The organism is Acidovorax sp. GW823-FHT01C06, assembly GCF_058798375.1.
On the sequence record NZ_JBXAKN010000002.1, the window covers coordinates 492,713 to 510,314 of the forward strand.

The window sequence follows — 17,602 nt, forward strand, 5'->3', positions numbered from 1 at the left end:
ATGGCCCTGACACTGGAACAACTCAACGCCGCCAGCAGCGCCGAGGCCCTGCAGCTGCTCGATGGCCTGTACGAGCACTCGCCCTGGATCGCCGAGCAGGCGCTGGCGCAGCGGCCCTTCCGCTCGCAGGCCCACCTGCAGCACGCGCTGGCCCAGGTGGTGCGCACGGCGGGCCAGGACGCGCAGCTGGCACTGATCCGCGCCCACCCGGAACTGGCGGGCAAAGCGATGGTGGCCAAGAACCTCACGGCCGAGTCCACCAACGAGCAGAGCAAGGCGGGCCTCACCCAGTGCACACCCGAGGAGTTCGCGCGCATCCAGGCGCTCAACGCCGCCTACAACGAGCGCTTCGGCTTCCCGTTCATCCTGGCGGTGCGCGGGCCGCGCGGCATGGGCCTGCCCAAGCAGGAGATCATCGACACCTTTGCGCGGCGCCTGGACAACCATCCCGAGTTCGAACTGGCCGAGGCCCTGCGCAACATCCACCGCATCGCCGAGATCCGTCTGAACGACAAGTTCGCCGCCGAGCCCGTGCTGGGCAACGACGTGTGGGACTGGCAGGAAAAGCTGGCCGAACACTCCGACCCCGACTTCGCTGAAAAGGGCCAGCTCACCGTCACGTATCTGACCGACGCGCACCGCGCCTGCGCCCAGCGCATCAGCCACTGGATGCGCGACTGCGGCTTCGACGAAGTGGAGATTGACGCCGTGGGCAACGTGGTGGGGCGCTACCACCCGGCCACGGAAGGGGCCCGCTACCTCATCACCGGGTCGCACTACGACACGGTGCGCAACGGCGGCAAGTACGACGGCCGCCTGGGCATCTTCGTGCCCATGGCCTGCGTGCGCGAGCTGCACCGCGCCGGCCGGCGGCTGCCCTTCGGCATCGAGGTGGTGGGCTTTGCCGAAGAGGAAGGCCAGCGCTACAAGGCCACCTTCCTCGGCTCGGGCGCGCTCATCGGCGACTTCAACCCCGCCTGGCTCGACCAGAAGGACGTGGACGGCGTGACCATGCGCGCGGCCATGCAGCATGCGGGCCTGTGCATCGACGACATCCCCAAGCTCCAGCGCGACCCCGCGCAGTACCTGGGTTTCATTGAAGTGCACATCGAGCAGGGCCCCGTGCTCAACGAGCTGGACCTGCCCCTGGGCGTGGTCACCTCCATCAACGGCAGCGTGCGGTTTCTGTGCGAAATGATCGGCACCGCCAGCCACGCCGGCACCACCCCCATGGACCGCCGCCGCGACGCCGCCGTGGCCGTGGCGGAACTGGCGCTGTACGTGGAGCAGCGCGCCGCGCAGGACGGCGACTCGGTGGGCACCATCGGCCAGCTGCAGGTGCCCGCAGGCTCCATCAACGTGGTGCCCGGCCGCTGCCAATTCAGCCTGGACCTGCGCGCGCCCACCGACGCCCAGCGCGACGCGCTGGTGAACGACGTGAGGGAGCAGCTCGCCAGGATCGCCGCCCGGCGCGGCCTGCGCTACACGCTGGAAGAATCCATGCGCGCCGCCGCCGCGCCCAGCGCGCCCGCCTGGCAGCACCACTGGGAGCGCGCCGTGGACACGCTGGGCGTGCCCGTGTTCCGCATGCCCAGCGGGGCGGGACACGATGCGATGAAGCTGCACGAAATCATGCCCCAGGCCATGCTCTTCGTGCGCGGACTGAACTCGGGCATCAGCCACAACCCGCTCGAATCCACCACCAACAACGACATGCAGCTGGCCGTGGACGCCTTCACCCAGGTCCTGCGCCAACTTGCCGAGGAACAACAACCATGACGACAAACACCCCCACCGCCTACGCCGCTCTCGACGCCTGGATCGACCAGCACTTCGATGAGGAAGTGCGCTTTCTGCAGGCCCTGGTGCGCGTGCCCACCGACACCCCACCCGGCAACAACGCTCCCCACGCAGAGCGCACCGCCGAGTTACTGACCGAGTTTGGCTACACCGCCGAGAAGCACGCCGTGCCGGCCGCCGACGTGTTGGCCTACGGCATGGAATCCATCACCAACCTCATCGTGCGCAGACCGTACGGCAGCGGCGGCAAGACCATTGCCCTGAACGCGCACGGCGACGTGGTGCCCCCCGGCGAAGGCTGGACGCACGACCCCTACGGCGCCGAAATTGTGGACGGCGCCATGTACGGCCGCGCCACCGCCGTGAGCAAGAGCGACTTCGCCAGCTTCACCTTCGCGGTGCGCGCGCTGGAAGCCGCCGCCAAGCCCTCGCGGGGCGCGGTGGAACTGCACTTCACCTACGACGAGGAATTCGGTGGCGAACTCGGCCCCGGCTGGCTGCTGCAAAAGGGGCTCACCAAGCCCGACCTGATGATCGCCGCCGGCTTCAGCTACGAAGTGGTCACCGCCCACAATGGCTGCCTGCAGATGGAAGTGACCGTGCACGGCAAGATGGCCCACGCGGCCGTGCCCCACACCGGCGTGGACGCGCTGCAGGGCGCGGTGCACATCCTGAACGCACTGTATGCGCAGAACGACGAGTACAAGAAGGTCACGTCCAAGGTGGCGGGCATCAAGCACCCGTACCTGAACGTGGGCCGCATCGAGGGCGGCACCAACACCAACGTCGTGCCCGGCAAGGTGATGTTCAAGCTCGACCGCCGCATGATCCCCGAAGAGAACCCGGTGGAGGTCGAAGCCGCCATCCGCCGCGTGATCGAGCAGGCCGCGGGCGAGCGCGCGGGCATCAGCGTGGACATCAAGCGCCTGCTGCTGGCCAACGCCATGACCCCGCTGGCCGGCAACCAGCCGCTGGTGGACGCCATCCAGAAGCATGCGCAGGCCGTGATCGGTGAGCCCGTGCCCGCGGTGGGCACCCCGCTGTACACCGATGTGCGCCTGTATGTGGAGCGCGGCATCCCGGGCGTGATCTACGGCGCCGGCCCGCGCACCGTGCTCGAATCGCACGCCAAGCGCGCCGACGAGCGCCTGCAGCTCGAAGACCTGCGCCGCGCCACCAAGGTGATCGCGCGCACGCTGAGCGACCTGCTGGCCTGATGCGGTTTCGCGCTCAGGCGCTGCGCCGTGCCCGCCGCGCCTGGGCCAGCCGCGAAAGCCGCTGCACCAGGGCCGGGTACTGCGATTCGGACGTATTGCCGTAGCCCAGCACCAGGCCGTTGTCTTCGGGCTGTGCGCGCAGGGCAAAGCGTGACAGCGGCGCGGGCGCCATGTCGTAGGCGCGGGCCGCCTCGGCAATCGCCTGGTCGGGGTATTCGGGCGGCAGGCGCACCGTGAGGTGCATGCCGCTGTCGCCCCCCAACACCCCATGTGGCATAGCCAGGTGCTGTGCCAATGCGTCGCGCAACAGCGCCTGTCGGCTGCGGTACAGGCGCCGCATGCGGCCCAGGTGCCGGCTGAACTGCCCGCTCTCGATGAACTCCGCCAGCGCCAGCTGCTCGTGGCGGTGTCCGCCGCGCAGCGTCTCCCTGAGCAGTGGTGCGGCCACGGCCGCCAGGGCCTGTGGCAGCACCACAAACCCGAGCCGCAACGATGGGAACAGCGTCTTGCTGAACGTGCCCACGTACATCACGGGCGCTTCAGGCACCAGGCCCTGCATGGCACCGATCAACTCGCCCGCATGGCGAAATTCACTGTCGTAGTCATCCTCGATGATCCAGGCGCCACAGGCCTGCGCCTGGCGGATCAGCGCCAGCCTGCGGGCCACGGGCAGCACCCCGCCCGTGGGGTACTGGTGCGACGGCGTGGTGTAGATGAGCCGGGGCGGCGCTGCCGTCCAGGCATCGGCAGGCACCACCAGGCCAGCACCATCGACCCGCAAAGGCGCCACCCGCAGGTCCCCACACTGGAACGCCGTCTGCGCCCCCCGGTAGCCCGGGTCCTCCACCCAGGCCGTGTCACCCGGGTTGGCCACCAGCCGCACACACAGGTTCAGCGCCTCCTGCGCACCTTCGGTGATGACCACCTGCCCCTCCTCGCAGCGCACCCCGCGCGCCACCGCAAGGTGCCGCATGATGGCGCCCCGCAAGGCGGCTTCGCCCGCCGGATTGCCATAGCCCAGGGCCGACACGCCGGACGCCTTGAAGGCGCGGTCAAAACAGCTCTTCCAGGCACTCAGGGGGAACCGCGCCAGCGCTGGCACACCGGGCCTGAAGGCCAGGGTCTCGCCCGCATCGGCAAAACGGCTGACCACCTGCGTGCTGCGTTCGGACAGGCGCGGCGGCACAGCGCGTGCGGGGTCCGCATGGCCTCGGGCACGGTTGCGGTCCAGCGCGGACACCTTGGTGCCCCGGCGGCTCAGCTCGATGTAGCCCTCGGCCCCCAGCTGCTCGTAGACCGCTGTCACGCTGTTGCGCGAAACGCCCAGGTCCGCCGCCAGATCCCGCGACCCCGGCAGGCGGCAGCCCGAGGGGAAGCGCCCATCCAGGATGGCATTGCGGATGCGGGCCAGGAGCTGGCGCTGCAGCGAGTCGCCCTGCCGGTCGCGTACCAGCGGGGCTTCCAGCAGGACATGGCGGACGGGGTCGATGGCAGGGAGGCGTTGGATCATGGTGGCCTGTGAAAAGCCACCAGATAGCAACCCCGGTGGCACCATCAGATTGTGCATGAGTGGATCTTTTGAATGGTCCACAAGAATCCTACAGTCACACGCTCGATCTCTCTCTTTTTCCCCTTCGACCGCGCAATTCCATGTCCACCTTCATGAATGATTTCGCCCAGCCCATCGGTGCCCCCGCGCCCGGCTGGACACCCCGCCCCCAGCCCGGCGCCGTCACCCTGGTGGGCCGCCACTGCCAGCTGGAGCCGCTGCAGGCCGACCGCCACGCGGCCGACCTGGATGCGGCCTACCGGCTCGCGCCGGACCCACGCGCCTGGACCTACATGTTCACCGGCCCGTTCGACACCCCCGAGGACTATGGCCGCTACGCACACACCGCCGCGCTCAGCACCGACCCGCGCCACTTCGCGGTGGTGGACAAGGCCACGGGCAAGGCCGTGGGCACCCTGGCGCTGATGCGCATCGATCCCACCCATGGCGCCATCGAGGTCGGCAACGTGATGTTTTCGCCCCTGCTCCAGCAGACACCCGCCTCCACGGAGGCGCAGTTCCTGCTCATGGCCTACGTGTTCGACACGCTGGGGTACCGCCGCTACGAGTGGAAGTGCGACAGCCTCAACGCCCCTTCGCGGCGCACCGCCGCGCGCCTGGGATTCCAGTTCGAGGGCATCTTCCGCCAGGCCCTGGTCTACAAGGGCCGCAACCGCGACACCGCCTGGTTTTCCATCATCGACACCGAATGGCCTGGTTTGCGGCAGGCGTTCGAGGCCTGGCGGTCGGAAGACAACCAGGATGCGCAGCGGCGCCAGCGGCGCTCGCTGACCCAGGTGCGCGAATCACTGGGCCCAGGGGCTTCGCAACCACCGCGCTGAGGCATCGAGGAGCGCGGCCCCGTGCCGCATTCTTCTGCACAGAAAGCGGGAATGACGGGCATGCACAGGCTGCATACTCAATCGGCATAACCCGCCGCCCGCACGCAGCGCGGGCCCACCCTACACTTGCCGCGGGCGTCCTTCGCAGGGTCCACCCGCCCTCCCCTTCCTACAGAGCAAAAAACCATCTCAGGAGCATCACCCATGAACATCCGACACACGCTGCTGGCCTCCAGCCTGGCGCTGGCGCTGGCCAGCCTCACGGCCTGCGGCAGCCCACCCACCACGGCAGCGGCGCCCGCGCCCGCCGTACAGCAAACGGCCTCGGCCCAGGCCGCCAGCGCCGCGTACGACTTCGACATGGACGTGTTCCACCCGGTGGTGGCGCGCAACGGCATGGTCGCCACCGAGCAGGAGCTGGCCTCGCAGATCGGCCTCGACATCCTGAAAGCCGGCGGCAACGCGGTGGACGCGGCCGTGGGCATCGGCTTCGCGCTGGCCGTGGCCCTGCCCAATGCGGGCAACCTGGGCGGCGGCGGGTTCATGGTGGTGCACGACGCCAAGACCGGCAAGAGCGTGGCGCTCGACTTCCGCGAAGTGGCGCCCATCAAGGCCACGCGCGACATGTACCTGGATGCCAAGGGCAACGTGGTGGACGGCAAGTCGCTGTATACCCACTACGCCGTGGGCGTGCCCGGCACCGTGGCCGGCATGGAGCATGCGCTCAAGACCTGGGGCACCCTGCCGCTGTCGCGCGTGATCGCCCCCGCCATCGAGCTGGCCGACAAGGGCTTCCCGGTGAGCGAAACCCTGGCCAAGATCCTGCAGCAGGAAAAGAAGAACATGGGCCAATGGCCCGCCACCCAGGCCATCTTCTGGAGGAACGGCGCGCCGCTGAAGGTGGGCGACGCCCTGGTGCAGAAGGACCTGGCCCAGTCCATGCGCCTGATCGGCCAGCAGGGCGCCAAGGCGTTCTACGAAGGCGAGATCGCCCAGAAGATCGCCGCCGAGATGGCACCGCACGCCGGCGCCCTCACGCTGCAGGACCTGCGCGAATACAAGGTGGCCGAGCGCGTGCCCACGCGCGGTACCTACCGTGGCTATGAGATCGTGACCATGCCGCCACCCTCCTCCGGCGGCCCGCACCTGGTGCAGATCCTGAACATGCTGGAGCCCCTGCCCCTGGCCCAGTGGGGCCCCAACAGCGCGCAGACCATCCACTACATGGCCGAGAGCATGAAGCTCGCGTACGCCGACCGCGCCGAGTACCTGGGCGACCCGGACTTCGTGAAGATCCCGCTCAAGGGCCTGACCTCCAAGCGCTACGCCGAATCGCTGGCCAAGGGCATCGACGCCAACACCGCACGCAGCGGCAAGAGCATCAAGCCCGGCCAGCCCCAGCCGTATGAGAGCGACCAGACCACCCACTACTCGGTGGTGGACAAGGCCGGCAACGCCGTGGCCGTGACGTACACGCTCAACACCAACTTCGGCAGCGGCATCGTCGCCAAGGGCACGGGGATCCTGCTCAACAACGAGATGGACGACTTCTCGGCCAAGCCCGGCGTGGCCAATGCCTACGGCCTCGTCGGCGGCGACGCCAACGCGGTGGCCGCCAAGAAGCGCCCCCTGTCGTCCATGACGCCCACCCTGGTCCTGAAGGACGGCAAGCCCACGCTGGTGACCGGCAGCCCTGGCGGCGCGCGCATCATTACCACGGTGCTGCAGACGGTGGTGAACACCATCGACTTCGGCATGAACCCCGCCGAAGCCGCTGCCGCCCCCCGCGTGCACCACCAGTGGACACCCGACGAGCTGCGCGTGGAAAAGGGCCTCTCGCCCGACACCATCGCGCTCCTCAAGCAGCGCGGCCACAACATCGCGGTGAAGCCGTCGATGGGCCGCACGCAGACCATCCAGATCCGTGGCGGCGCGCTGTACGGATACTCGGACCCGCGCAACCCGGATGGGAAGACGCTGGGGTATTGATTGCTCCTGAATCAATAGCTAACCGCGATTGATGGACAAGCGCTGGCAGCCATTTTTTCAAAGATCCCGCTCGCCGAAAGGCCAGCGGGATTTTTCATGGCGGCCCGCATCAGGCCGGCACTGCCTGCCCGATCTCGAAGTTCGCCATCTTCTCCAGCGCCCGCACCATCGCCGCGTGGTCCCACCCCTGGCCGCCATGCGCCACGCAGGCATTGAACAGCTCCTGCGCCATGGCCGTATTGGGCAGCGGCACGCCCAGCGCCCGCGCGCTCGACAGCGCAAGGTTCAAGTCCTTCTGGTGCAGCCCGATGCGAAAGCCGGGGTCAAAGGTGCGCCGGATCATGCGCTCGGCATGCACCTCCAAAATTTTTGACGACGCAAAACCGCCCAGCAGCGCCTGGCGCACGCGGGCCGGGTCGGCGCCCGCGCGGGCGGCGAAGAGCAGCGCTTCGGCCACGGCCTCGATGTTCAGGGCGACGATGATCTGGTTGGCCACCTTGGCGGTCTGGCCGTCGCCGTTGCCGCCCACCAGGGTGATGTTCTTGCCCAGGCGCTCGAACAGCGGCCTGACGCGCTCGAACACCGCTTCGGGGCCGCCGACCATGATGGACAGCGTGGCGTTCCTGGCGCCCAGCTCGCCGCCGGAGACGGGCGCATCCAGGTACTGCGCGCCCACGGCCTCGGTGCGCGCCGCGAAGTCCTTGGTGGCCACGGGCGAGATGGAGCTCATGTCCACCACCACCTTGGCCGTGCTGCCTTTCAGACCCTGGGCCACGCCGTCGGCGCCGAACAGCACCTTCTCCACATCGGGCGTGTCGGGCAGCATCAGAAAGATGATGTCGGCCCGCTCGGCCACGCCGCGCGCCGTGGTGCACTGCGTGGCGCTGCTCTCTGCGATCTGCGGCGCCACGCGGCCGCGCGTGTGCACGTACAGCTGGTGGCCGGCGGCGATGAGGTGGCCGCACATGGGCGCACCCATGATGCCCAGGCCGATGAAGCCGAGTTTGAGGGGGGTGTCGGTCATGTTCTTTTTCTCCTTGTGTTGTGGTGATTCGTCCATGGGTCTGTGCCGGGTCATGCCGTGAGCGCAGCGCGCCAGCCGAGGCCGATTTCCGTGGTACGCGCGGGCCGGTACTCGCAGCCCACCCAGCCGCCATAGCCCAGCCGGTCCAGGTGTGCGAACAGGTAGCGGTAGTTGATCTCGCCCGTGCCCGGCTCGTGGCGGCCGGGGTTGTCCGCCAGCTGCACGTGGCCGATGCGCGGCAGGTGCTTTTGCAGCGTGGCGGCCAGTTCGCCTTCGGTGCGCTGCGCGTGGTAGATGTCGTACTGCACGAAGGCGTTGTCGGCGCCCACCTCGTCGAGGAGGTCCAGCGCCTGGTCCGTGCGGGTGAGGTAAAAGCCCGGGATGTCGAACGGGTTGATGGGCTCGATCAGCAGGCGCAGACCGGCGGCCTTCAGCTCAGTGGCGGCAAAGCGCAGGTTGTCGACCAGGGTGCGGCGCAGCACCTGCGCCTCCACACCCGCAGGCGCCTTGCCGGCCAGGCAGTTGAGCTGCGGCACGCCCAGCGCCTGGGCATAGCTGATGGCCTGGGCCACACCGGCGCGAAACTCCACGATGCGAGCGGGGTGGCAGGCAATGCCGCGCTCGCCAGCGGCCCAGTCGCCCGCGGGCAGGTTGTGCAGCGCGATCTGCAACTGGTGGCGGTCGATGCGCTCGCGGATGTCTTCCGCCGCAAACTCGTAGGGAAAGAGGAACTCCACGGCCTCGAAGCCGGTGCGCGCGGCGCGCTCGAAGCGGTCGAGAAAAGGCACCTCGGTGAAGAGCATGCTGAGGTTGGCAGCGAAACGGGGCATGAACAGGTCTCCGGTATCAGTCAGGAAATGGTGGGGTCAGTCCAGCACTGCGAGCGCGCTGGGCACGTCCGCCGGCTGCGTGGCCAGCGCTTCGAATTCGACGATGCTGTCGATCTCGGTGCCCATGGCGATGTTGGTCACGCGCTCCAGGATCACCTCGATGACCACCGGCGTGCGGTACTCGGCCATCCAGGCCTCGGCCTGGGCGATAGCGGGGGCGAACTCCTCGGGACGGTGCACGCGGATGGCCTTGCAGCCCAGGCCCTCGACCACCTTCACGTGGTCCACGCCGTAGCCGCGCGCCACCTCGCCCTCGGCCATGTTCACGTTGTCGAACGCGAGCTGGACGCAGTAGTCGATGCTGAAGCTGCGCTGCGCCTGGCGGATCAGGCCCAGGTAGCTGTTGTTGACCAGCACGTGGAGGTAGGGCAGCTTGAACTGCGCGCCCACGGCCAGCTCCTCGATCATGAACTGGAAGTCGTAGTCGCCCGACAGCGCCACGATCTTGCGTGCCGGGTCGGCCACGCGCACGCCCAGGGCTGCGGGCACCGTCCAGCCCAGCGGGCCGGCCTGGCCGCAGTTGATCCAGTGGCGCGGCTGGTACACGTGCAGGAACTGCGCGCCCGCGATCTGCGACAGGCCGATGGTGGAGACGTAGCACACGTCCTTGCCCAGCGCGCGGTTCATGCACTGGTACACGCGCTGCGGCTTCATGGGCACGCTGTCGAAGTGGGTCTTGCGCAGGTAGTCCACGCTGTGCTTGCGGCCCAGGCATTCGGCGGCCCAGCCGCTGCGGTCCTTCAGGCGCCCCGCGGCCTGCCATTCGCGCGCCACGTCCACGAAGAGCCTGAGCGCGGCGCCCGCGTCCGAGACGATGCCGAAGTCCGGCGCGAACACGCGGCCGATCTGCGTGGGCTCGATGTCCACGTGCACGAACTTGCGGCCCCGGGTGTAGACATCGACCGAGCCCGTGTGCCGGTTGGCCCAGCGGTTGCCGACGCCCAGCACGAAGTCGCTGGCCAGCATCGTGGCGTTGCCGTAGCGCTGGCTGGTCTGCAGGCCGCACATGCCGGCCATGAGCGGGTGGTCGTCGGGGATGCTGCCCCAGCCCATGAGCGTGGGGATCACCGGCACGCCCAGCAGCTCGGCAAACTCCACCAGCAGGCCGGATGCATCGGCGTTGATGATGCCGCCGCCCGCGACGATCAGCGGGCGCCCGGCGTCGTTCAGCATGGCCAGCGCCTTCTCGATCTGGGCACGCGTGGCGGCGGGCTTGTAGGGCACCAGGGGTTCGTAGGTGTCGGGGTCGAACTCGATCTCGGCCAGTTGCACGTCGATGGGCAGGTCGATGAGCACCGGCCCGGGCCGGCCGGAGCGCATGAGGTGGAACGCCTGCTGGAACGCCTGCGGCACCTGCGCGGGCTCCAGCACCGTGGTGGCCCACTTGGTCACGCTCTTGGCGATGGTGGCGATGTCCACGGCCTGGAAGTCTTCCTTGTGCAGGCGGGCGCGCGGCGCCTGGCCGGTGATGCACAGGATGGGGATGGAGTCCGCGCTGGCCGAGTACAGCCCGGTGACCATGTCGGTGCCGGCCGGGCCGCTGGTGCCGATGCACACGCCGATGTTGCCGGCCACGGCGCGGGTGTAGCCCTCGGCCATGTGGCTGGCGCCCTCGACATGGCGCGCCAGGATGTGGCCGATGCCGCCATGCGCCTTCATCGCCGCGTACAGCGGGTTGATGGCGGCGCCGGGCACGCCGAACGCGACGCTCACGCCTTCCTTCTCGAGCACCTTCACGGCCGCTTCGATTGCCTTCATTCTTGCCATTGCTTGACCTCCTTGTGGATGGTCAAACTTTAGGCAAGCCCCTCGTTGGGCGGAAGGTGGCGATGGACCATAAAATTTATTCCAGCCAGGAATAAATCTGGACCGCAACAGGAGACAGACCATGGACCGCCTCGATGCCATGCAGATGTTCGTGCGCGTGGTGGAGACCGGCAGCTTCACCAAGGTGGCGCGGGAGTTCGCCACCACGCAGCCCACGGTGACCAAGCAGGTCGCCGCCATGGAGGCGCACCTGAAGGTGCGGCTGCTCAACCGCAACACGCGCGGCGTGAGCCTGACCGAGCCCGGCGCGCTGTACTACGAAAAGTGCAAGGCCATCGTGACCGATGTGGCCGAGGCCGAGAGCGTGGTGCGCGTGCGCCAGACACAGGTGCACGGCCAGCTGCGCGTGGGCAGCTCGGTCGCGTTCGGGCGGCGCGTGGTGGTGCCGCTGGCGCTGGAGTTCATGGCGCAGAACCCGCAGGTGCAGCTGGACCTGAGCTTCGAGGACCGTTATACCGACCTGGTGGCCCAGGGCATCGACGTGGCGATCCGCCTGGGCAAGCTCGCCGACTCGGCCCTGGGTGCGCGCACGCTGGGCATGAACCCCTGGGTGCTGGTGGCCTCGCCCACCTACCTGCGCCGCCACGGCACGCCGCGCCGACCGTCGGACCTGAAGGACCACGCCACGCTGATCTACAGCAGCGTGCAGGGCAACGACCTGTGGCGGCTGCGCAATGCGAGCGGCGAGGCGGTGTCGGTGCCCGTCACGGGGCGGCTGCGCTCCAACAACCTCTCGGCCCTGCTGGCGGCGGCGCGCGCGCACATGGGCATCGCGGCGCTGCCGCACTACGTGGCGGTCGAATCGCTGGCCGCCGGGCGCGTGGTGGAGGTGCTCAAGACCTGCCGCCTGCCCGAGCAGGAGATCCACGCGGTGTACCCGTCGCCGCGCCTGGTGCCGCAGAAGGTGCAGGCCTTCGTCGCGTTTTTGCAGGGGCGCTTCGGCAAGGACTGGGTGGCGTCCTTGCCGCGCGAAGGCTTGTCAAAAAAGTGAGCTGCCCGCGCTTGCCAGTCAACGGTTTCAAGCATTTCTTGCTTGAAACCCAGGCAGGGCAAGCGCGAGCCGCTACAAAATCAGGATCGCCCGGAAGTCGTTGACATTGGTGTGCGTGGGCCCCGTGATGACGAGGTCGCCCAGCGCATCGAAGTAGCCATAGGCATCGTTGCGGTCCAGGTGGTCCGTGACGGAGAGGCCCTGCGCGGCAGCGCGCGCCAGGGTGTCGGGCGCGACGCGGGCACCGGCGTTGTCTTCCACGCCGTCGATGCCGTCCGTGTCCGCCGCCAGCGCCCACACGCCCGCCTGCCCTTGCAGCGCCTGCGCCAGCCCCATGCAGAACTCGCCCGCCCGGCCGCCCCGGCCCCTGGGGGCGCCAGGTGGCCGCTGCCGCACGGTGACGGTGGTCTCGCCGCCCGAGAGGATCACGCAGGGCCGCGCGAACGGCTGGCCGTGGCGCGCCACGGCGCGGGCCAGCGCGGCGTGCACCTTGCCCACCTCGCGCGATTCGCCCTCGATCTCGTCCGAGAGGATGTAGGCCGGCACGCCCGCCGCACGCGCGGCCTCGGCCGCGGCCTCCAGCGACTGCTGCGGCGTGGCCGTCATGTGCACGGCATGGCCTGCGAACACGGCGTCGCCGGGTTTGGGGGTTTCCAGATCACCCGCCTCCAGCGCGGCACGCACGCTGTCGGGGATGTCGATGCGATAACGCGCCAGGATGGCCAGCGCGTCCGCGCAGGTCGTGGCGTCGGGCACGGTGGGGCCGCTGGCGATGACCGAGGGGTCGTCGCCCGGCACGTCGCTGATGGTGAGCGTGACCACGCGCGCTGGCGCGCAGGCCGCCGCCAGGCGCCCGCCCTTGATGCGCGAGAGGTGCTTGCGCACGCAGTTCATCTCGTCGATGGCGGCGCCGCTCTCCAGCAGCGCCTTGTTGATGCGCTGCTTGTCCTCGAGCGTCAGGCCCTCGGCCGGCAGCGTGAGCAGGGCCGAGCCGCCGCCCGAGATCAGGCACAGCACGAGGTCGTTCCCGGTCAGCCCCCGGGTGCATTCGAGCATGCGCTGCGCGGCGGCCAGGCCCGCCGCGTCGGGCACGGGGTGGGCGGCCTCCACCACTTCGATGCGCTGCGCCAGCCCCTCGGGGCGCGGCGGCGTGTGGTGGTAGCGCGTGACCACGAGGCCCGACAGCGGCGCGTCGGCGGGCCACAGCGCCTCCACGGCCTGCGCCATGGCGCCACCGGCCTTGCCCGCGCCCAGCACCAGGGTGCGGCCGCCGCTCTCGCGGCTGGGCGGCGCGGGCAGGAAAGCTGCGGTGTTGTGCAGCGGCAGCGCGCGGCGCACGGCCACGCGGTACAGGTATTCGAGGAAGTCTCCGCCCTGGCGGACGGGATCGGGCACGGGGTCGTTGCGGGTCATGGGTGGTCTCCGCGGGCGATTGTGGCGCACCACGCCCGGCGATACCCCGCGCGCAAGTCAAAAGAACTTCAACCGCCCACGCTGGCGGCAGGGCTCCACGCACCCGTGCGGGCGCACTGAGGCCCCTTCCCGGGCAGGCCCCAGCCCGAGATAACCCCATGTTCCGGGCGGCCGAACTTGTCTACAGTTCTTGTATGCAAGATTGATCGCCATGCTAGTTCCTTCCTTTTCAAAGGGTTTCCCATGCTCCGCTTCCTCAACTCCCTGTTTGGCCGGGTGATCCTGGCCCTGATTGCCGGCGTGGCCGTCGGGCTGTTCTGGCCCGATACCGCCGTGCAGCTCAAGCCCCTGGGCGACGGCTTCATCAAGCTCATCAAGATGCTGATTCCGCTCATCGTCTTTTGCGTGGTGGTGCACGGCATCGCCGGCACAGGCGACCTCAGGCGCGTGGGCCGCGTGGGCGTCAAGTCGCTGATCTACTTCGAGGTCGTCACGTCCATCGCGCTGGTGCTCGGCCTGGCGCTCGCGTTCTGGTTCGAACCCGGCGTGGGCATGAACATCGACCCCAAGGCGCTCGACCCCAAGGCCATGGGCGCCTATGCGGAAAACGCGAGCAAGCTCACCGGCGGCGGCTTCAGCGACTTCTTGCTCAAGCTCATCCCCACCACGGCCGTGAGCGCCTTCGCCAATGGCGACGTGCTGCAGGTGCTGCTGTTCTCCATCGTCTTCGGCTGCGCGCTGGCGCTGATGGGCGAGCGCGGCGCGCGGGTCACCACCCTCATCGAAGACCTGTCGCACGTGCTCTTCAAGACCATGGGCCTGATCATCAAGCTGGCGCCGCTGGGCGTGCTGGGCGCCATCGCCTTCACGGTGGGCAAGTACGGCATCGGCTCGCTCAAGCAGCTGGGCATGCTGGTGGTGCTGTTCTATGCGGCGGTGTTCCTGTTCGTGGTGGTGGTGCTGGGCCTCATCATGCGTTTCTCGGGCTTCAGCCTGTTCAAGCTGCTGCGCTACCTGCGCGAGGAGCTGGCCGTGGTGTTCGCCACCACCTCGTCGGACAGCGTGCTGCCGCAGATCATGGCCAAGCTCAAGCACCTGGGCATCCGCGATTCGACCGTGGGCCTGGTCATCCCCACGGGCTATTCGTTCAACCTGGACGCTTTCTCGATCTACATCACGCTGGCCGCCGTGTTCATCGCCCAGGCCACGAACACGCCGATCTCGATGGCCGACCTGCTCACCATCCTGGCGATCTCGCTGGTCACGTCCAAGGGCGCGCACGGCGTGCCGGGCTCGGCCATCGTGGTGCTGGCCGCCACGCTGCAGGCGATTCCCGCCATCCCGGCCATCGGCCTCGTGCTGGTGCTGTCGGTGGACTGGTTCATGGGCATCGCCCGCGCCCTGGGCAACCTGATCGGCAACTGCGTGGCCACCGTGGCCGTGGCGGCCTGGGAAGGCGACATCGACCGCGAACGGGCCCACGCCGTGCTGGACGGCCGCGAGCCGCCGCTGCCGCGCGCCTGACAGGGCCCCGCCCCCCCCACCACGCGACAATCCGGCCATGAGCATCAACCAGACCCAGATCACCCAGCAGGTGGTGGAATCCATCCTCGCCCAGAAGCTCGCCCCGGGCGAGCGCCTGGGCGAGCAGGAACTGGCCGATCTCTTCGGCGTGAGCCGCACCCTGGTGCGCGAAGCCCTCATGCAGCTGCAGGCGCGCGGCTTCGTCGAGGTGCGCCCGCGCCGGGGCTGGTATGTGGTGGAGCCCTCGGTGGAGGACGCGCGCGATGCCTTCTCGGCACGGCGCATCATCGAGTCGGGCATCCTGGCGGACGCGGGCCGGCCGCTGCAGGCCGTGACGCGCCGCCTGCGCGCCCACATCGCGCAGGAACAGCAGGCCATCGAGGGCGCCGACGCCGCGACGCGCGCCTTCCTGCTGGCGGACTTCCATGTCTGCCTGGCCGAGGCGATGGGCCACCGCAGCCTCAGCGACATCCTGCGCGACCTCACGGCGCGCACCACGCTGGCGGCGTCGCTCTACCAGTCGCGGCACGAGGCGAGCCAGTCCTGCGCCGAACACGCGGCCATCGTGCAGGCGCTGGAGGCCGGCGACACCGCCCTGGCGCGCGAACGCATGCTCACGCACATCGGCCATGTGGAAGGCGCGCTGAACCCCACCGAGCCCCTGGTGAGGGACCGCCTGCGCGACTCGCTCACACCGCTGGGCAAGCGCGCGCCGGCCGGTCCCTAGCGGCCGGGCCGCCCCCCCTCCCTTGCGGCGGCCCCGGCCGACCGCTCCTTTTTTTCGTGCGGCGCGCGAGGCCCTGGCACGCCCTAGGGTTTACCTTGATCAACGGCCGGGCTAATGTGTATACGATTTTTGTATGGACAACTGTGCACCATCTGATGCGCCGTCTCCACCCCTGAATCCCCACACCCCCGTCAACCCAAAGGAACCTCCCATGCACCCGCCCGTACATCCCGTGGACGAACATTTGCCGGTGGGCCGGCTCACGGCCCTGGGCCTGCAACACGTGCTGGTGATGTATGCCGGCGCCGTGGCCGTGCCCCTCATCGTGGGCCGGGCCCTCAACCTCACTCCCGACCAGGTGGCCAAGCTCATCTCGGCGGACCTGTTCGTCTGCGGGCTCGTCACCCTGATCCAGGCCCTGGGCGCGTCGCGCTGGTTCGGCATCCAGCTGCCGGTGATGATGGGCGTGACCTTCGCCTCCGTCGCGCCCATGGTGTCGATGGCGCAGAGCACGGGCGGCACGGCCGGCGCCGGGCTGATCTTCGGATCGGTGATCGGCGCGGGGGTCATCTCGATCCTGATCGCGCCCCTGGTCAGCCGCATGCTGCGGTTCTTCCCCCCCGTGGTCACCGGCACCATCATTGCCACCATCGGCATCAGCCTCATGCGCGTGGGGATCAACTGGATCTTTGGCAACCCGGTGGGCCCCACGGCCCCCAGCATGGTGAACCCCGAGCACCTCAAGTGGCTCACCGAGATGCAGTCCGCGGCGGGCGCTCCGGGCTCGTCGCTGCCCCCCGTCCCCAAGGGATTCGCCGTGGTGCCCACGGTGCCCAACCCGCGCTACGCGGACCTCACGGGCGTCGGCATTTCGGCCCTGGTGCTGGTCTCCATCCTGCTGATCGCCAAGTTCGCCAAGGGGTTCATCGCCAACATCTCGGTGCTGCTGGGCATCGTCATCGGCGCCGTGGTGGCCGTGGCCATGGGGCTGATGTCGTTCGAGAAGGTGGCCAAGGCCCAGTGGTTCGACCTGGTCCTGCCGTTCGAGATCGCCAGCCCCGTGTTCGACCCCATCCTGATCCTGACGATGACCCTCGTGATGATCGTCGTGATGATCGAATCCACGGGCATGTTCCTGGCGCTGGGCGAGATGACCGACCGCAAGATCGACCAGAACGCGCTCACGCGCGGACTGCGCACCGACGGCCTGGGCACGCTGCTGGGCGGGATCTTCAACACCTTTCCGTACACCAGCTTCTCGCAGAACGTGGGGCTCGTGGCGGTCACGGGCGTCAAGAGCCGCTTTGTCTGCGTGGCGGGCGGCGTGATCCTCATCGTGCTGGGCGTGCTGCCCAAGATGGCGGCGCTGGTGGAGTCCCTGCCCACCATGGTGCTGGGGGGTGCGGGCCTGGTGATGTTCGGCATGGTGGCCGCCACGGGCATCCGCATCCTGGGCGGCGTGGACTTCAAGAACAACCGCTTCAACGCCATGATCGTGGCTGTGTCGATCGGCGTGGGCATGATCCCGCTGATCGCTCCCAACTTCCGCCAGTGGATGCCACACGCCATCCACCCCCTCATCGAATCCGGCATCCTGCTGGCCTCGATCACGGCCGTGGCGCTGAATGTGTTCTTCAATGGCGCCAGCCGCGACACCTCGGCCGCCGTGAATGCGGCCCGCCAGGCCGACGCACATTGATGGAGGGGCCCGCGGCCGCGCTCCACCCCGGCGCCGGGGCGGGCCGGCGGCATCGGGCAGCCGGGCCCCGCCGCAGCAAAACACCTGTGACCAAGGCAGGTGGAATGGGC

General features: G+C 68.9%; 12 protein-coding genes and 1 pseudogene. 8 read left to right on the forward strand and 5 right to left on the reverse strand.

Features of this window, described 5'->3' with window-relative positions:
• A complete protein-coding gene (uraD, locus tag AC1RCS_RS07840; RefSeq protein WP_492244201.1) occupies positions 1 to 1,779 on the forward strand; it encodes a 2-oxo-4-hydroxy-4-carboxy-5-ureidoimidazoline decarboxylase in 1,779 nt (592 codons plus the stop codon).
• Positions 1,776 to 3,017 carry a M20 family metallopeptidase gene (locus AC1RCS_RS07845; protein ID WP_492244202.1) on the forward strand — a complete coding sequence of 414 codons (1,242 nt, stop codon included), beginning with the start codon at positions 1,776 to 1,778 and terminating at the stop codon, positions 3,015 to 3,017. The genes uraD and AC1RCS_RS07845 overlap by 4 nt, the downstream gene beginning before the upstream one ends.
• A 13-nt stretch (positions 3,018 to 3,030) precedes the next feature.
• Here the strand turns inward: AC1RCS_RS07845 and pdxR are convergent, their stop codons facing one another.
• Positions 3,031 to 4,527, reverse strand: a complete 1,497-nt coding sequence (gene pdxR, locus AC1RCS_RS07850; protein ID WP_492244203.1) for a MocR-like pyridoxine biosynthesis transcription factor PdxR — start codon at positions 4,525 to 4,527, stop codon at positions 3,031 to 3,033.
• A gap of 140 nt (positions 4,528 to 4,667) precedes the next feature.
• On the opposite strand from pdxR, the pseudogene AC1RCS_RS07855 reads away from it, so the two are divergent.
• Both AC1RCS_RS07855 and ggt read left to right on the forward strand, forming a co-directional pair.
• Positions 4,668 to 5,375: pseudogene (locus AC1RCS_RS07855) on the forward strand (GNAT family N-acetyltransferase); the annotation flags it as partial.
• A 237-nt stretch (positions 5,376 to 5,612) separates the two neighbouring features.
• Positions 5,613 to 7,397, forward strand: coding sequence for a gamma-glutamyltransferase (ggt, locus tag AC1RCS_RS07860; RefSeq protein WP_492244204.1), 1,785 nt, complete (start codon positions 5,613 to 5,615; stop codon positions 7,395 to 7,397).
• A gap of 109 nt (positions 7,398 to 7,506) precedes the next feature.
• On the opposite strand, the gene glxR is transcribed toward ggt, so the two are convergent.
• Genes glxR through gcl form a run of 3 tightly spaced genes read right to left on the reverse strand, consistent with a single transcriptional unit; the run spans position 7,507 to position 11,078 of the window.
• The gene (glxR, locus tag AC1RCS_RS07865) at positions 7,507 to 8,421 is read right to left on the reverse strand and encodes a 2-hydroxy-3-oxopropionate reductase (RefSeq protein WP_492244205.1); all 915 of its coding nucleotides are present in this window, start codon (positions 8,419 to 8,421) and stop codon (positions 7,507 to 7,509) included.
• 50 nt (positions 8,422 to 8,471) lie between these two features.
• On the reverse strand, positions 8,472 to 9,251 hold the full coding sequence (gene hyi / locus AC1RCS_RS07870) for a hydroxypyruvate isomerase (RefSeq protein ID WP_492244206.1): 780 nt from the start codon (positions 9,249 to 9,251) through the stop codon (positions 8,472 to 8,474).
• 36 nt (positions 9,252 to 9,287) lie between these two features.
• Positions 9,288 to 11,078, reverse strand: coding sequence for a glyoxylate carboligase (gene gcl, locus AC1RCS_RS07875; protein WP_492244207.1), 1,791 nt, complete (start codon positions 11,076 to 11,078; stop codon positions 9,288 to 9,290).
• A gap of 121 nt (positions 11,079 to 11,199) precedes the next feature.
• Between gcl and AC1RCS_RS07880 the strand changes: the two genes are divergently transcribed.
• On the forward strand, positions 11,200 to 12,129 hold the full coding sequence (locus tag AC1RCS_RS07880) for a LysR family transcriptional regulator (RefSeq protein ID WP_218293605.1): 930 nt from the start codon (positions 11,200 to 11,202) through the stop codon (positions 12,127 to 12,129).
• A 72-nt stretch (positions 12,130 to 12,201) separates the two neighbouring features.
• Here the strand turns inward: AC1RCS_RS07880 and AC1RCS_RS07885 are convergent, their stop codons facing one another.
• Positions 12,202 to 13,542 (reverse strand): glycerate kinase type-2 family protein, encoded by a 1,341-nt coding sequence (locus tag AC1RCS_RS07885; protein WP_492244208.1) that lies wholly within the window; start codon positions 13,540 to 13,542, stop codon positions 12,202 to 12,204.
• 243 nt (positions 13,543 to 13,785) lie between these two features.
• On the opposite strand from AC1RCS_RS07885, the gene AC1RCS_RS07890 reads away from it, so the two are divergent.
• From AC1RCS_RS07890 to AC1RCS_RS07900, 3 genes are all read left to right on the forward strand, one after another.
• The gene (locus AC1RCS_RS07890) at positions 13,786 to 15,066 is read left to right on the forward strand and encodes a C4-dicarboxylate transporter DctA (RefSeq protein ID WP_218293603.1); all 1,281 of its coding nucleotides are present in this window, start codon (positions 13,786 to 13,788) and stop codon (positions 15,064 to 15,066) included.
• A 37-nt stretch (positions 15,067 to 15,103) separates the two neighbouring features.
• Positions 15,104 to 15,793 (forward strand): GntR family transcriptional regulator, encoded by a 690-nt coding sequence (locus AC1RCS_RS07895; RefSeq protein WP_492244209.1) that lies wholly within the window; start codon positions 15,104 to 15,106, stop codon positions 15,791 to 15,793.
• Positions 15,794 to 16,004: 211 nt separating this feature from the next.
• Positions 16,005 to 17,492, forward strand: a complete 1,488-nt coding sequence (locus AC1RCS_RS07900; RefSeq protein WP_218293601.1) for a nucleobase:cation symporter-2 family protein — start codon at positions 16,005 to 16,007, stop codon at positions 17,490 to 17,492.
• Positions 17,493 to 17,602 lie beyond the last annotated feature (110 nt).

What these genes read in the sequence shown, in the direction of transcription:
- AC1RCS_RS07900 (WP_218293601.1), top strand. Translation starts at nt 16,005, where the DNA reads ATGCACCCGCCCGTACATCCCGTGGACGAACATTTGCCGGTGGGCCGG.
- pdxR (WP_492244203.1), bottom strand. Translation starts at nt 4,527, where the DNA reads ATGATCCAACGCCTCCCTGCCATCGACCCCGTCCGCCATGTCCTGCTG.
- AC1RCS_RS07845 (WP_492244202.1), top strand. Translation starts at nt 1,776, where the DNA reads ATGACGACAAACACCCCCACCGCCTACGCCGCTCTCGACGCCTGGATC.
- AC1RCS_RS07885 (WP_492244208.1), bottom strand. Translation starts at nt 13,542, where the DNA reads ATGACCCGCAACGACCCCGTGCCCGATCCCGTCCGCCAGGGCGGAGAC.
- glxR (WP_492244205.1), bottom strand. Translation starts at nt 8,421, where the DNA reads ATGACCGACACCCCCCTCAAACTCGGCTTCATCGGCCTGGGCATCATG.
- hyi (WP_492244206.1), bottom strand. Translation starts at nt 9,251, where the DNA reads ATGCCCCGTTTCGCTGCCAACCTCAGCATGCTCTTCACCGAGGTGCCT.
- uraD (WP_492244201.1), top strand. Translation starts at nt 1, where the DNA reads ATGGCCCTGACACTGGAACAACTCAACGCCGCCAGCAGCGCCGAGGCC.
- gcl (WP_492244207.1), bottom strand. Translation starts at nt 11,078, where the DNA reads ATGGCAAGAATGAAGGCAATCGAAGCGGCCGTGAAGGTGCTCGAGAAG.
- ggt (WP_492244204.1), top strand. Translation starts at nt 5,613, where the DNA reads ATGAACATCCGACACACGCTGCTGGCCTCCAGCCTGGCGCTGGCGCTG.
- AC1RCS_RS07895 (WP_492244209.1), top strand. Translation starts at nt 15,104, where the DNA reads ATGAGCATCAACCAGACCCAGATCACCCAGCAGGTGGTGGAATCCATC.
- AC1RCS_RS07890 (WP_218293603.1), top strand. Translation starts at nt 13,786, where the DNA reads ATGCTCCGCTTCCTCAACTCCCTGTTTGGCCGGGTGATCCTGGCCCTG.
- AC1RCS_RS07880 (WP_218293605.1), top strand. Translation starts at nt 11,200, where the DNA reads ATGGACCGCCTCGATGCCATGCAGATGTTCGTGCGCGTGGTGGAGACC.